The organism is Streptomyces caelestis (genome assembly GCF_014205255.1).
Taxonomy (GTDB): Bacteria; Actinomycetota; Actinomycetes; order Streptomycetales; family Streptomycetaceae; genus Streptomyces; species Streptomyces caelestis.
The window spans coordinates 1,043,454-1,058,130 of the sequence record NZ_JACHNE010000001.1; the positions used below are offsets into that span (position 1 = coordinate 1,043,454).

Annotated in this window: 12 protein-coding genes and 1 pseudogene; 9 read left to right on the forward strand and 4 right to left on the reverse strand. The window is 72.8% G+C overall.

All coding sequences use genetic code 11. The features are described from left to right. Positions 1–12: 12 nt before the first annotated feature. Positions 13–1,092: a glycoside hydrolase family 62 protein gene (locus tag HDA41_RS04660; RefSeq protein ID WP_184980959.1), complete on the reverse strand. Its 1,080-nt coding sequence runs from the start codon at positions 1,090–1,092 to the stop codon at positions 13–15. Positions 1,093–1,473: 381 nt separating this feature from the next. On the opposite strand from HDA41_RS04660, the gene HDA41_RS04665 reads away from it, so the two are divergent. From HDA41_RS04665 to HDA41_RS04675, 3 genes are all read left to right on the forward strand, one after another. Further along, positions 1,474–2,454: a pectate lyase family protein gene (locus tag HDA41_RS04665; RefSeq protein ID WP_184980961.1), complete on the forward strand. Its 981-nt coding sequence runs from the start codon at positions 1,474–1,476 to the stop codon at positions 2,452–2,454. 87 nt (positions 2,455–2,541) lie between these two features. After that, complete coding sequence (locus HDA41_RS04670) at positions 2,542–3,330, forward strand: pectate lyase (RefSeq protein ID WP_184980963.1); 789 nt, start codon at positions 2,542–2,544, stop codon at positions 3,328–3,330. A gap of 315 nt (positions 3,331–3,645) precedes the next feature. Beyond that, positions 3,646–5,712: a HEAT repeat domain-containing protein gene (locus HDA41_RS04675; protein WP_184980965.1), complete on the forward strand. Its 2,067-nt coding sequence runs from the start codon at positions 3,646–3,648 to the stop codon at positions 5,710–5,712. 490 nt (positions 5,713–6,202) lie between these two features. On the opposite strand, the gene HDA41_RS04680 is transcribed toward HDA41_RS04675, so the two are convergent. After that, positions 6,203–6,787: an Rv1733c family protein gene (locus tag HDA41_RS04680; RefSeq protein ID WP_184980967.1), complete on the reverse strand. Its 585-nt coding sequence runs from the start codon at positions 6,785–6,787 to the stop codon at positions 6,203–6,205. 260 nt (positions 6,788–7,047) lie between these two features. On the opposite strand from HDA41_RS04680, the gene HDA41_RS04685 reads away from it, so the two are divergent. The 4 genes from HDA41_RS04685 to HDA41_RS04700 all read left to right on the forward strand — a co-directional run bounded on the left by HDA41_RS04685 (position 7,048) and on the right by HDA41_RS04700 (position 10,967). Then, positions 7,048–8,145, forward strand: coding sequence for a WD40/YVTN/BNR-like repeat-containing protein (locus HDA41_RS04685; RefSeq protein ID WP_184980969.1), 1,098 nt, complete (start codon positions 7,048–7,050; stop codon positions 8,143–8,145). Positions 8,146–8,256: 111 nt separating this feature from the next. Continuing rightward, on the forward strand, positions 8,257–8,934 hold the full coding sequence (locus tag HDA41_RS04690) for a uracil-DNA glycosylase (RefSeq protein WP_031120513.1): 678 nt from the start codon (positions 8,257–8,259) through the stop codon (positions 8,932–8,934). After that, on the forward strand, positions 8,931–9,917 hold the full coding sequence (locus HDA41_RS04695; protein ID WP_184980971.1) for an N-acetylglucosamine kinase: 987 nt from the start codon (positions 8,931–8,933) through the stop codon (positions 9,915–9,917). The genes HDA41_RS04690 and HDA41_RS04695 overlap by 4 nt, the downstream gene beginning before the upstream one ends. 126 nt (positions 9,918–10,043) lie before the next feature. Next, a complete protein-coding gene (locus HDA41_RS04700) occupies positions 10,044–10,967 on the forward strand; it encodes a sirohydrochlorin chelatase (RefSeq protein ID WP_184980973.1) in 924 nt (307 codons plus the stop codon). Positions 10,968–11,049: 82 nt separating this feature from the next. On the opposite strand, the pseudogene HDA41_RS04705 reads toward HDA41_RS04700, so the two are convergent. Next, positions 11,050–11,394: pseudogene (locus tag HDA41_RS04705) on the reverse strand (lactonase family protein); the annotation flags it as partial. A gap of 292 nt (positions 11,395–11,686) precedes the next feature. Continuing rightward, on the reverse strand, positions 11,687–13,177 hold the full coding sequence (locus HDA41_RS04710) for an FUSC family protein (RefSeq protein ID WP_184993143.1): 1,491 nt from the start codon (positions 13,175–13,177) through the stop codon (positions 11,687–11,689). A 196-nt stretch (positions 13,178–13,373) separates the two neighbouring features. On the opposite strand from HDA41_RS04710, the gene HDA41_RS04715 reads away from it, so the two are divergent. Together HDA41_RS04715 and HDA41_RS04720 are read left to right on the forward strand one after the other, a co-directional pair. Beyond that, positions 13,374–13,850, forward strand: a complete 477-nt coding sequence (locus HDA41_RS04715; protein ID WP_184980975.1) for an Lrp/AsnC family transcriptional regulator — start codon at positions 13,374–13,376, stop codon at positions 13,848–13,850. A 43-nt stretch (positions 13,851–13,893) separates the two neighbouring features. Next, a complete protein-coding gene (locus tag HDA41_RS04720) occupies positions 13,894–14,580 on the forward strand; it encodes an HAD family hydrolase (protein WP_184980977.1) in 687 nt (228 codons plus the stop codon). Positions 14,581–14,677 lie beyond the last annotated feature (97 nt).

The following is a 14,677-nucleotide window of genomic DNA, read 5'->3' on the forward strand; positions in this document are numbered from 1 at the left end:
TCGTACGGCGGTTCAGCAGGTGGAGTTCGTCTGGGTCAGCAGGGCCAGCCGCCAGGGCAGCCGGTAGTACTCGCCGCTGGAGGCCGGGTCCATCCCCTGGTAGAGGAACTGGAGGCGGCACGGGTCGATGGTGAGGGTCTGGTCGACGCCGGAGCGGATCAGCTCGCCGTGACTGAAGTCCCTGGTCCAGGCGGGCTGTCCGGCCTCGAAGGCGACGTTGGACGAGCGGGCGAAGGGGTTGGCCTCGGTGTCGGCCAGCGGTTTCCACGTGCCGCCCAGGCTGTCGGCGGTCCAGGCCCGGAAGTAACGCCGCCAGTCGGATCCGGTCGCGAGCGCCTCGACGAGCATGAGGTAGCCGCCGCCGCCGAGCCGGTAGACGTTGCCCGCCTCGAAGAGGTCGAAGCGGTTGGATTCGGACAGCACGATCGTGGTGTCGCGGAAGCCGTTCGGGAACTCGGCGAGGGTGGTGCGCGAGCGGTACTGGTGCCCGTTGCCGTCCGAGAAGAACAGGTAGCAGTCCGTCCGGTCGCAGATCGTCCAGAAGTCCAGCCAGGCGCCGTCGCCCTTGTTCTCGGTCACGATGGGCGGCTCACTGCCGAAGAAGTTCCGCGGCGCGCTCCAACTGAGCGGGTCGGAGGGGGTCTTGGTGGTGGAGTAGGACGGCGGTCCGGTCTGGTAGACCATGTACCAGGTCCGCTGGGGCGCGAAGTAGAAGACCTGGGGCGCCGCCGCGTACCGGTTGCCGATGTCCGGGTTGGCGTCGAGGAACGTCTGGGGAGCCGAGGCGGCCTCGGACCACCGGGCGAAGCTCGTGTACCCGAGGCTCCAGCGCCCGGCGGTGTCGGCCGTCGTGAAGTAGACGTGCCAGCGGTCCTGGTAGCGGAACACCGTCGGATCCTTGACCGCCAGGACCGGGTGGCCGGCGTCCGGTTTCGGGCTGATCAGCGGGCCGCTCGAGGACCACGCGAACGACCCCGGCAGGGAGCCCTCGCGGCCGGGCTGCGGCGTGCCCGCGAGCGCCGGTCCCGGCGACAGGGCCAGGACACCGACGGCCAGCAGCGTGAACACCAGCCCGCTGGCGAACGTACGCATGCGCGGAGTCCTCATCGACCCGCCCTCTCGTGAAGGGAAGCATCCCGACCGCATGGTGACATGGACATGGCTCTCATGGAAGCGCTCCCACTCCGCTTCCCGCAGCGCCGGCGCTCCGACCAGGACCGGCTGAATGTGTTCTGCGCGAAGCGTTGACTAGAAAGCGCTTGCCCCCTACGTTCCGTTCAGCAGTGTGACCCGGAAGCGCCTCCGCCAGGGCGCCCGCCGAGGCCTGCCGCACCCGGGGAAGTGCACTCCCAGGGCGTGGCGGGACATCCGGACCGGCCACACTCAGCGCGCGCGGTGAACAACATGGCGAACGGTATTCATGTACTTGACCGACCTGGCACCATGAAGGCACCACGAAGGGACGCACCCCACATGCGTACTCATCCCCCCCGTACACGTGTCCGCCGATCCACCCTTGCGCTCGCTGCCGCATCCGCCCTGGCGACCGTGACGGTCCTGGCCGTTCCCCAGCCGGCCGGGGCCGCCGAGACCTCACCGGTCGGGTTCGCGGCGGGGACGACCGGCGGCGGCAGCGCCTCGGCGGTCACCGTCTCCACGCTGAGCGCCTTCAAGTCGGCCGTGACCGGCAACTCGGCCAAGGTCGTCCGGGTCAACGGCCTGATCCCGCTGAGCGGTCAGGTCGACGTCGGGTCCAACACGACCGTCCTGGGCGTGGGTTCCGCGTCCGGGTTCACCGGCGGCGGACTCCGGCTGAAGAAGGTCTCGAACGTCGTCATCCGCAACCTCAGCATCAGCAAGCCGGTGGCGCCCGCCGACGGCATCACCGTCGAGGCGTCCAGCAAGGTCTGGATCGACCACAACTCCTTCTCGGCCGACCGCGATCACGACAAGGACCACTACGACGGGCTGCTGGACGTCAACCACGGCGCGGACAACGTCACGGTGTCCTGGAACACCTTCAAGAACCACTTCAAGGGCTCGCTCGTCGGCCACAGCGACAACAACGCGAGCGAGGACACCGGCCGGCTGAAGGTGACGTACCACCACAACCACTTCGCCAACGTGTACTCGCGCATTCCCAGCCTGCGCTTCGGCACCGGGCACTTCTACAACAACTACGTCGAGGGCGCCGACACCGCCTGCCACTCGCGCATGGGCGCCCAGATGCTGGTCGAGAACAACGTCTTCCGCTCGACGAAGGTCGCGGTCACCACGAACCGCAGCAGCGACGTCGACGGATACGCCAACCTGCGCGGCAACGACCTCGGTGGAGCCGCTACCGAGATCTCGCGGGTCGGCACCTTCACCAGCCCGCCGTACGGCTACACGGCGGAGCCGGCCTCGTCCGTCGTCACCTCGGTGACGACGGGTGCGGGCGCCGGAAAGCTCTGAACCCCGTCCGCTCGGACACCGCGTCCGCTCGGACACCCCTTCCGCTCCGACACCCTCATCCGCTCAGACGACAGAAGGAATCGGGACATGACTTCTGCGACACGTCCGCGCGCCCGCCGACGCGCACTGACCGGCGCGCTGGCCACTCTCGGCCTCTCGGTTGGCATGATCATGACAACCAACGCGCCGACGGCGAGCGCCGCCACCTGGCCGACCCCGAACGGCAGCCAGGGGACTTCCTCCACCATCTCCGTGTCCGGCACCAAGGACTACGGGATGAAGCGGTTCTACGGCACCGGAAGCCTGGCCGGTGACGGCCAGGAGGAGGGCCAGGACCCGATCTTCAAGCTCGCGGACGGCGCGGTGCTGAAGAACGTCATCCTCGGCGCCCCCGCCGCCGACGGCATCCACTGCCAGGGCAGCTGCACGCTGCAGAACGTCTGGTGGGAGGACGTCGGCGAGGACGCGGCCACCTTCCGGGGCGGCACGGGCGCCACGTACCACGTGATCGGCGGCGGTGCGAAGAAGGCGGCGGACAAGGTCTTCCAGCACAACGGCGGCGGCACCCTGAACATCTCCAACTTCGCGGTGCAGGAGTTCAAGACGCTCTACCGCTCCTGCGGCGACTGCTCCACGCAGTACACCCGCAAGGTCAACCTCAACACCATCGACGTGACCGGGACGGGCACCACGGCACGGCTCGTCGGCATCAACGTCAACCGCAACGACGTGGCGACGCTGCGCGGCATCACGATCCGCAACGACGCCGGCCGCAAGGTCGTCCCCTGCCAGAAGTACAACAACAACACCGCCGTCGGGTCGGGACCCGACAGCAAGAACTGCCTCTACTCCACCTCGGACATCACCTACAGGTAGTCCCCCAGGCAGTCCCCCCACGGTGAAGACGGCCGTGCGAAGCGTCCCGGCGGGCGCTTCGCACGGCCGTCCGCGTCATGCGTCCCGTGCGCGTCATACGCCCCGCACGCGCGCGCGTACCTCCCCGACCAGCTCGACGCGATCGTGGAGCGCGCGCTGCCCGGCGGGAACTGAGCCGCCCTCGCCCTTCGGCGATCGAGCCGCCGTCGCCCAACGGGCGCACAGTTCGCGCACAGTCACCTCCCGATTCCGCTTCGTTGTCAGTGCCATGGTGCAGACTCCCCGTCAGTTGGTACTTCGCCTGGGGAGGACAACGTGTTCAGGGGGATCGACGAGGTCGACTGGGCCTCGCTACGGCATGCCTACGGCAGCGCGGAGGACGTGCCCGGACTGCTTCGCGGACTGGCCTCCGCCGACCCGGCCGAGCGGGAGACCGCGCTCGACCGGATGTACGGCGCCGTGCACCACCAGGGAGGTGTGTACGACTCGACGCTCGCCTGTGTTCCGTTTCTCCTCTCGCTCGCCGTCCGCGAGGAGGTACGCGACCGGGCGGGGGTCGTGGAGCTCCTCGTCAGCATCGGCGGATCCGTCGGGGACGGATCCGAGGGGGACGGGGACGGCGGAGGATCCGACGATGTCGCCGCGAGGGTCCGTGCCGTGCTGCGGGCGGGTGCGGATGTCTTCGTCCGGCTGGCGGGGGACGCGGACGCCGGAGTCCGCCGGGCCGCTCCGGGGGCGCTCGTGCGGTTCCTCGACCGGCCTGCCGGGGTGCTCGCCCTGCTACGGGAGCGGATCACCGTGGAGCGGGACGACCGGGTCCTGCTCGCCCTGGCCGAGGGCCTCGGCCTGTTCGCACGGCGGCACCTGCCGACCGCTGGCGCCCACGCCGCCGAGGCAGTGGACCTGCTGGCGGTGCTGAGCGGACCGCCTTACGGACCCGAGCTGCGGCTGGCCGCGCTCGGCCAGCTGGCGCAGTGCGCCCCGCAGTCGCTTCCCGCGGATCTCGTACCGACCGTGGTCCGGCTGCTCCGGGACAGGTCCGGGCAGCGCGCCTGCGGGAGACACGCGCAGGACAGTCCCGGTGTGGACACCCTGGCCGGGCGGCTGCGGCGCCTGCGTCCCTCGGACGAGGAGGGCGCCCGGCTGCTGCGAACCCTGCACTCCGCGCTGGACGACCGGGTGAGTGACCGGGTCGCCCTGCTGTGCGGGCAGTTGACCAGCCCGGATGCCCTCGACCGGTGCAACGCCGTGTGGATGGCGGCCGGGTTGTTGCGCGAGTGGCGTACCGGCGGGGCGGAGCCGGTCGTCCTCATAGGTGCCCAACTGGGGGCCGAGGAGGGCCGGTTGCACGACGCGGCCGTCGCCGTCCTGGCGGAACTCTTCGAGCTGGCCCGGCCCGCCGCGGACCACCTCCACGCCCTGGTGACCTGCCGTCCCGAGCTTCGCGTACGTCATGGGGAGCGGGGGGCGCCGACGCTGGGCGGCCCGCTCAAGGCGCTGGCCAGGGCCGGGGACGCACGGGCCACGCCGGTGCTGGCCGAGGTGCTGGCCGGTCCGGTCGTACCGCACGACCTGGGACTGGTGACACCCCATCTGGGCCGCGCTGCCGCGCCACTCGCCCCCGCCCTGCGGCGACACCTCGCCCGCGTCCCGCTCGACGGCTCCGACACGCACGAGCGGGCCGTTCCGCTCCTGTCCTCGCTCACGGCACTGGGCGACGCCGAATCCGTGCCGTCGGTGCTGCGCCTGCTGCGTGGCATGCCGGACGGGCTGCGACTGCGCGACGCCGTCACGGGGGCGGCGGTCCGTGCCCTCGCGGCGTTCGGCAGCGCCGCGCGCGAGGCGACACCGGATCTGCGTGGACTGCTGGAGACCGACTGCGCCGTCTCGGCCGCGGACGCGCTGTGGTCGGTCACGGGTGAGGCGGATGCCGTCGTGCCCGTACTGCTCCGGAAGCTGACGGACGGCGGGAGGGGCCGGTATCAGCCCGCGGCGGCCGCCGACGTACTCGGACGACTGGGGCCGGCGGCCCGTACGGCCCTGCCCGCGCTGCGCCGGATGGCCGGCTCCGGCGAAGTGTCGGAACGGACCGCGGCGGCATGCGCGGTGTGGCGGATCACCGGGGAGCCGGAACAGGAGCAGGTCCTTCCCGTCCTCCGCTCCGCATGGGCGGAACACCCGCGCACCCGCACGGCGATCGCCGGGTGCGTGGCAGCGCTGGGTCCCACGGGAGCGCCCCTGCACGACCTGCTGCGAGCGGAGCTCACGTCCCCACGACGGCATCGCGCCACCGCTGGCGGCTACGCCGGCCACGACATCCATGAGGACGAGGAGTTGTTGCGGGTGTGCCGGGAGGCGCTGGGCCGGGAGGGGGGCAGGTAGAGCGGTCGGAATGGGCCGGGCCCGCCTCCGCCGGAGTGGGACCGGCCTGCCCTGTCGGGCTGGGACCGACCGCATCCGCCGAACTGCAGTCGGCCGCCCCGCCAGGATGCCCCCGCAGGACTGCGACCAGCCGCCCTCGCCGGAATCGGACCGGCCAGCCCTGACCGACCGAGACCGACCACCCGCCGGGCCGCAATCAGCCATGCCCGACGGAATGGCACCCGCCCGACCTGCCGCACTACGACCAGCCACCCTCGCCGGTGTCACACCGGCCGACCCTGACCGACCGAGACCGACCACCCGCCGGGCCGCAATCAGCCGCCCCGCCCGGATGGGACCCACCCCGCCCGCCGGCTGGAGCCCGTCGCTCTCGGCGGGACAGGACCACCCCGCCCCGCCGAACTGCGGCCAGTCCCCCACCAGAGCCGGACCACCCCGGCCCATCAGACTGGGACCAGCCGCCCGCCGGGGGTGGGCGCCGCCCGGCCCATCACCCCGTCGTGCGCCCCCACATCGGGCCGAAGCGGGACCACTCGGCGTCCCACTGGTCCATGCGGCGGTGTTCCAGGCGGCGGCGTACCGCGCGGCCGGCGGCGAGTGGCACGACCGCCGTGCAGACGCCCGCCACGCCGCCGATCAGCACGGCGCGTACGCGGGCCTGGGACTCGGTGACGGGGCGGGTCACCTGGCGGCCCTCCCGGTCCGTCCACACGGTGATCGGCGAACCGGCCTGGCTGCCCGCCAGGACCCGTACCTGGCCCGAGTGCGAGGAACCGTCCGCGGCGGTCCACCGTGCCTCCGCCCACACGTGTTCGGCCCGCGAGACGCCGCCGTTCCCGGAGGCCGTCCCGGGAGCCCGTTCGACGAGCCGGGCCACGAGGGGGCGCCACTCGACACGCTCGTGGGCCAGCCCGTCCTCGACGGACCGGCTCACCGTCATGCCGGCGAGCACCCCGACGAACACGGTGAGCATCCACACGCCGAGCACGACCCAGGCCTCCACCTCGTCGGCGCGCCGCTTGAGCGGATTCCGCCGCCAGCGCCACAGCCACACCTTCGGACCACGTAACGCCATCGAAGGCTCCTCCTCACGAGCGCACGACCATCCCGCCGCCCTCCCCATACGGAAGCGGGCCGCTGGATGCTCACTGCACGTACTCCGAGAGGGCGCGCCGGTCTGTGGCGGCGTCCTCGTGGGCGGCGGCGACGGGTGCCCGTAGGCGGCGCCGACACGGCCCTGACCTGCACCGGATACCGCTCCGGGGGTGACTGTCAGTGGTGGGGTGCAGACTGGCCCGTGTCTGAGACAAGGGCGTCGACGACGACGCCGCGGAGGTGATCGGCATGACCGAGGTACTGCTCGCCGTGGGCACGCGCAAGGGCCTGTTCATCGGGCGTCGGCGGGACGGTGGCACCTGGGAGTTCGACGAGAGCCCCTACTTCAACGCGCAGGCCGTGTACTCGGTCGCCATCGACACCCGCACCGCGACCCCGCGGCTGCTGGCCGGCGGCGACAGCGCGCACTGGGGCCCGTCCGTGTTCCACTCCGACGACCTGGGCCGGACCTGGACGGAACCGGCCCGGCCGGCCGTCAAGTTCCCCAAGGACACGGGGGCGTCCCTGGAGCGGGTGTGGCAGCTGCACCCGGCCGCCGCCGAGCCGGACGTGGTGTACGCGGGCACGGAACCGGCCGCGCTGTACCGCTCGGAGGACCGCGGGGAGACGTTCGAGCTCGTCCGGCCTCTGTGGGAGCACCCGACGCGGTCGAAGTGGGTGCCGGGCGGTGGCGGTGAGGGCCTGCACACCGTGCTCACCGACACGCGCGACCCCAAGGCGGTGACGGTCGCCGTCTCGACCGCCGGTGTGTTCCGCACACTGGACGGCGGCGCGAGCTGGGCACCCTCCAACTCGGGAGTCTCCGCGGTGTTCCTGCCCGACCCGAACCCGGAGTTCGGCCAGTGCGTGCACAAGGTGACGCGCGACGCGGCGAACCCGGACCGGCTCTACCTCCAGAACCACTGGGGCGTCTACCGCAGCGACGACGCCGGCGCGCACTGGACGGACATCGGCGAGGGCCTTCCGTCCACGTTCGGCTTCGCGGCGGCCGCGCATCCGCACAGAGGAGACACCGCGTACGTGTTCCCGATCAACGCCGACGCCGACCGGGTCCCGGCCGACCGCCGATGCCGGGTCTACCGGACGGCGGACGCGGGCAAGAGCTGGGAGCCGCTCTCGGCGGGCCTGCCCCAGGAGGACCACTACGGCACGGTACTGCGCGACGCGATGTGCACGGACGACGCGGACCCGGCGGGCGTCTACTTCGGCAACCGCAACGGCGAGGTGTTCGTCTCGGCTGACGACGGCGACAGTTGGCGGCAGCTCGCCTCGCATCTGCCGGACGTGCTGTGCGTGCGGGCCGCGGTCGTCGGCTGAGGCAGGGACGAGGCGGGGGATGACGCGGGGAACGATGCGGGCGATGAGGTTACGAGCGGGCCTTGGCCACCGGTTGATCGCCGCTGCCCGTACGGCAGTAGGGTGACGCCCGTGGCACCACGACCCTTGCATGAAATCGTCGAAGCGGGCTGGGCGAAGGCCCTGGAACCGGTGGCCGAACGCGTCGCCGCGATGGGGGACTTCCTCCGCGCGGAGATCGCCGCGGGACGCACCTACCTCCCGGCCGGACCGAACGTGTTGCGGGCCTTCCAGCAGCCCTTCGACGACGTGCGGGTCCTGATCGTCGGTCAGGACCCGTATCCGACCCCGGGGCACGCGGTGGGGCTGTCGTTCTCGGTCGCGCCCGAGGTGCGGCCGCTGCCCGGCAGTCTCATCAACATCTTCCGGGAGCTGAACGCCGATCTGGGGTTGCCGCAACCGTCCAGTGGTGACCTGACTCCGTGGACGCAGCAGGGCGTGCTGCTGCTCAACAGGGCGCTCACCACCGCCCCGCGCAAGCCAGGCGCCCACCGGGGCAAGGGCTGGGAGGAGGTCACCGAGCAGGCGATCCGGGCCCTGGCGGCGCGCGGCAAGCCCCTGGTGTCCATCCTGTGGGGCCGTGACGCCCGCAATCTGCGCCCGCTGCTCGGCGACCTGCCCTCCGTGGAATCCGCTCACCCCTCCCCCATGTCGGCGGACCGGGGCTTCTTCGGCTCCCGCCCGTTCAGCCGGGCCAACGACCTGCTGATCCGTCAGGGCGGCCAACCGGTGGACTGGCGCCTGCCGTGACCGGGGCGTCGGAAGGCTCCGGCTTTCTCGCCGTGGACTCCGGCGGGTCCGGACTCCGGGTGGTCGTGGGAACCGCCGAGCGCGGCCCGCTCGCCCGGCGGGCGTCCGGGGAACCGGTGCGCACGGGCGACCGGGGCATCGACCCCGAACACTTCCTGGCGCGACTCGTGCCCCTGGTGCGTGCCCTGACCGCCGAGGCCGGCCCTGTGCGACTGGCCGCCGCTGTCGTCGGCGCGACCGGGTTCGCCTCCCTCGGCGCCGGGCTGCGCGCCGAGCTGCCGGGTGCGCTGGCCCGGGAGTTCGGTGTGCGGAGGGTGGCGCTGGCCGCCGACGCGGTGACCGCGTACGTGGGTGCGCTCGGGCCACGGCCGGGTGTCGTGATCGCCGGCGGTACGGGACTGATCGCGATCGGCACCGACCTGGCGGGCTGGCGCCGGGCGGACGGCTGGGGGCATCTGCTCGGCGACTGCGGCGGCGGTGCCTGGATCGGGCGGGCCGGGCTGGAGGCCGCGCTGCGGGCCCACGACGGGCGGGAGGGCGGCTCGGCCCGGCTGCTGGCGTGCGCCGAGGAGGTGTTCGGGCCCGTGGCGGGGCTGCCCGGCGCGCTCTATCCGCGACCGGACCGGCCCGCCGTGCTCGCCTCCTTCGCTCCCACGGTGGCCGCCTGCGCTGACGAGGACCCCGTGGCGGCGGGCATCCTGCGCGCGGCCGCCCGGCACATGGCCGACTCCGCGGCGGCCGTGTGCCCCTCCGGCGGCGAGTCGCGCGTCGCCGTCACCGGCGGTCTGTTCAAGACGGGCGACCCGCTCCTGGTACCGCTGGACGAGGAGTTGGCGAAGCGGCTCCCGCGGGCGCGGCGGATGCCGGCCGAGGGCGATCCGCTGCACGGCGCGGTGCGCCTGGCGGCCGAGCTGAGCGCCGGTCCGCTCACCCTGCCGGGTGACGAGACCATGCTGAGCGTGACAACCCTGTCGGGTGATTGATCCGATCACGCACCATCCGCATGTCATTCCATCCGTACGTAACTCATCAGACAAAACCGGATGGATACCGCTCACCTGCCCCCTCCCCGAACAGGGGAGCCCAGGAAGCCAGTAACATGCGGCGCCATGAGTTCCCCCACTGGACCCGAGTCCGGCCTGCCAGTACGAATGCCGCGACCCCGCCAGCCCGGACGGCACCGTCGTCCGGAGCCGCTGGTGGCTCCCGACGGCGCGCCCGCGCTCGTCCTCGCCGTGCCGGGCACGCCCAGTAGCGCCACGCGCGGCCTCGCCGAAGAGGTCGTGAGCATCGCCCGCTCCGAGCTGCCGGGCCTTGACGCCCGCATCGGGTACCTCGACGGGGACAACGCGGAGTACCCCTCGCTTCAGGCCGTGCTCGCGTACACCGCCGAGGAGCGCACCGCCCGCTTCGAGCAGGCGCGTGCCGCCGGCATGGACGTCAGGGAGCCCGACGGGCCCGTCGCCGTCGTCGTGCCGCTGCTCGCCGGTCCGGACAGCGCGCTGCTGCGCCGGGTCCGCCAGGCCGTCATGGAGAGCCGGATCGCCGCCGAGCTGACCGATGTCCTCGGTCCGCACCCGCTGCTCGCCGAGGCGCTGCACGTGCGGCTCTCCGAGGCCGGTCTGGCCCGCGCGGACCGCGCCCGGCTGTTCACCGTGGCGACCGCCGCCGACGGCATCATCCTGGCGTCCGTGGGCGGTGACGAGGCCGTGCAGGCGGCCGGGATCACCGGCATGCTGCTCGCCGCGCGCCTCGCGGTACCGGTGATGGCGGCGGCCCTGGACCAGGAGGGCTCCATCGCGTCCGTCGCCGAGCAGCTGCGCTCCTCGGGTTCGCAGCAGCTGGCCCTCGCGCCGTATCTGATCGGCCCGGAGATCGAGCCGGGGCTGGTCGAGGAGGCCGCGAAGGAGGCGGAGTGCTCCGCGGCGGAGTCGCTCGGGCCGTACCCGGCGGTCGGGAAGCTGGCGCTGGCCAAGTACACGACGGCGTTGGGGATCGCGCCGCAGCAGGCTCAGGGCACGCCGGTTCGCTGACGTCCCCCGGCACGACCGAAAAGGCCCGCTCCGGTTCGGAGCGGGCCTTCGTCGTCAGGGCGGCGCGCCCCCCGCACCCCTGTCAGCCGAGGATCACGCACGAGGCTGCCGTCACCCCGATCGAGCCGGCGCGTCGCGGTATGCCCGTGCGCGGGTCGGTGGCGAACCAGGTCACGTCGCCGGAGCGTTCGCTGGCGACGTACAGGAAGCCGTCGGACGCGGTGAGGGCGCGCGGCCAGTGGCCGCCGCAGGGCACCGTGGCGATCAGCCGCAGTTCCTCGCCCTCGACGGCGAGCACGGACAGGACGTCCTCGCCGCGGGTGGCGGTCCACACGAAGCGGCCGTCGGGCGAGGTGACGATGCCGCAGGGGTAGGCGTCGCCCGCCGGTGCGCCGTGCAGGACCGAGATCTCGGTCATCGGTGTCAGATCAGCGCGCCGCTGCGGGCATCGACGGCCGCCGTCACGATCCCGGGGCCCGCCGGCCGCCGTGAACGACCCGATGTACGCCCGCCGCCTGCTGCCGTCCGCCACGGCTGTCCCCCCTGCCGCCCCTAGCTCGCCCTCGACCGTCCTCATGACCGCGCAGCCGATCATGCGCGGTCTAGACCAAGCGGTCAAGGACTTGGCCGGGCTCGCTCCGTCCGGCCGAGCGGCGGGCCCGACGGGACACACAGCGGCCGAGCGAGTCCGGCCAGAACCCCTCAGCGCCGTACAGCGCTCACGCGCCGACCAGCGGCGAACCGGGCGGCGTGCGGAGGGGGCGGGCGAGTTCCGCCAGGGCTCGTTCCAGGCCGTGGAGGTGGGCCAGGGCAGGTTCCGTCGTGGAGAGGCCGTCCGTCTGGAGCGAGACGTCTCCGCCGTCGGTGAGCGCCTCGACCGCGGCCTGCACGCGGTAGCAGGCGGCGGCCAGGCGGGCGTCGTGCGAGGCCTCCGGGTCGGCGGCGACGGCGACCAGGCCCCGGATCTCCCGGGCGCAGTCGTCGAGGAGGGCGAGCACCTGCCGGGCACGTCGCTTGCGGCCGAGCATCGGGTTCAGCGGGTGCACGAGCGGGGCGACCGAGAGCCGTACCCGGGCGAGCAGCTGCTCCAGTTCCGCCACCCGCGGGACCGGGTCGGCGTCGGCCGCGCCCGCCAGGCGCCGGGCGGTCTCGGCGGTACAGGCGTGGACACAGCGCAGGGCCCGCTGGATCCAGGCGTCGGTGACGCTGTGCGTGGTGACGGGCAGAAGCAGGATCACGGCCAGTGCGGCGCCGAGCGCTCCGACGCCGGTCTCGGCGAGCCGCAGGGCGAGCAGGCCGGGGCCGAGCACGCCGAGGAGGCCGTAGAGCAGCCCGGCGAGGAGGGTGACCCAGAGCATCATCCAGGTGTAGGACACGGCGGCCGTGTAGAAGATGCCGAAGACGCAGACGGCGGCGAGGACGGCCGTGAGGGTCGGGTCGCCGTGCACCGGCATGGCGACGAGCAGGCCGACGGCGATGCCGATGACCGTGCCGAGCAGCCGGCGGAAGCCTCGGACCAGGGTCTCACCGCGCGAGGTGGTGTTGACGAAGATCCACCATGTGGCGCCGACGGCCCAGTACCAGCGCTGTCCGGACACCAGCTGGCCCACGACGAGGGCGAAGCCCGCGCCGGCGGTCGCCTGGATCGCCTGGCGGGTGGTCACGCGGGCAAGGCCGGTGCCGCCCAGCGAGGCGGGCACGGCGGGCGGGGGCAGGCGACGCTCGTAGCACCACAGACCGAAGCGGACCGCGGCGGCGGCGAGGACGGACAGCAGGACCGCGGCGTACAGCTCGGGCAGCTGGTCCGGGGTGGCGTGCAGGAACTGCGCCACGAAGAAGGTCATGAAGGCGAACACGCCGAGGCTGTGCCCGCGCGGACCCCAGCGGCGGGCGTACACGCCCGCGCCGACCACGGCGAGGAAGGTGATGTCGCGGGCCACCGGCTGGTCGTGCAGTCCGGCCGCGGCGGTGAGCACGGGCAGCCCGACGGCGGGCAGCAGCGCGGTGGTGACCGCCTGCCCGCGGACCGTGGCGTCGGTGACGGTGAACAGGGCGAGCAGGGCGGCGAGACCGCCGGTGACGGCCCCCGTGAGGGAATGCCCGGCGAGGCCGCAGACGGCGACCGCGAGCGCGATGCCGAGCACGGCACGCGTGGCGAACCGCAACCGCGTCCGCCCGGGATCCGGAGCCACGAACACCCTCTTCAGCACCACTTACCGCCCCCTTCGGAACGCCGGATGGGAAAGCATGAAAAAGGCGCCGCGGGGTCCGCAGCGCCATCGACGCCTCCATATCAGCATCCCGGACGCCACTGGCTCAACAGGCCTCTTCTAGACTGAGCCATTGGTACAGCCAGAGCGGCCGGGGAGCGACCGCGGCAGGGCCAACGGACGAGGAGGGCGCGGCATGGCCGTGGACGAGCTCGACACCCGCATCCTGCGGCTGCTGCTGGAGCAGCCGCGCACGAGCGTGCGCGAGTACGCCCGTGTCCTCGGCGTCGCCCGGGGCACGTTGCAGGCCCGGCTCGACCGTCTGGAGCGCGACGGCGTGATCACCGGCACGGCACCGGCCCTCTCCCCCGCCGCGCTCGGGCATCCGGTGCTCGCGTTCGTGCACATCGAGGTCACCCAGGGCCATCTCGACGAGGTGGGCGACGCGCTGGCGGCGGTGCCCGAGATCGTCGAGGCGTTCTCCATCACGGGCGGCGGTGATCTGCTCACCCGGGTCGTGGCGCGGGACAACGCGCATCTTGAGGATGTCGTCCAGAAGCTGATCAGCCTGCCCGGGGTCGTCCGCACCCGCACCGAGATCGCCCTGCGCGAGCGCGTCCCCCACCGGCTGCTGCCGCTGGTGGAGTCGATCGGCCGCGCGGCCCGGGCCTGACCCCCGGCGGCCTAGGGATCATGGTCTTTGACATGCTGGAACCATGAGCATGCTCGGCGGCATATCAGTCATCTTCGATCTCGACGGAACGCTCGTGGACAGCGAGCCGAACTACTACGAGGCAGGCCGGCAGACCCTCACCGAGCACGGCGTTCCCGACTTCAGCTGGACGGACCACGAGCGGTACGTCGGCATCAGCACGCAGGAGACGGTCGCGGACTGGAAGGAGCGGTACGACCTGCGGGCTTCCGTGGAGGAGCTGTTCACCGCCAAGAACCGCCGCTATCTGGAACTGGCGCGCAGTTCCACGCGCGCGTATCCAGAAATGCGCAGGTTCGTCGAGCTGCTGGCCGCCGAGGGCGTGCCCATGGCCGTGGCCTCGGGGTCCTCGCCCGAGGCCATCGAGGCGGTCCTGGCGGGCACGGGCCTGGACGCCCACCTGCGGACCGTCGTCTCGGCGGACGAGGTCGCGCACGGCAAGCCGGCTCCCGACGTCTTCCTGGAGGCGGCCCGCCGGCTCGGGGCGGACCCGGCGGCCTGCGTCGTGCTGGAGGACGCCGCCCCGGGCGCCGCCGCCGCACACGCGGCGGGGATGCGCTGCATCGCCCTCCCGTACGTCGCCGCCCAGGCCGACGCGCCGGAGTTCGCCACCGCCGGTCTGCTTCTGCGGGGCGGTCAGGCGGAGTTCACGGCACGGGCGGCGTATGACTGGCTGTGCCGGACGACGTAGCCGGGTGGACAGCGGGCCACGACGTCTTCACCGACGACCTCTTCGAGTCGCTGACCAGCGGTCGCCCATTCGGCCGAAACCGGCCACACCCGGGCGG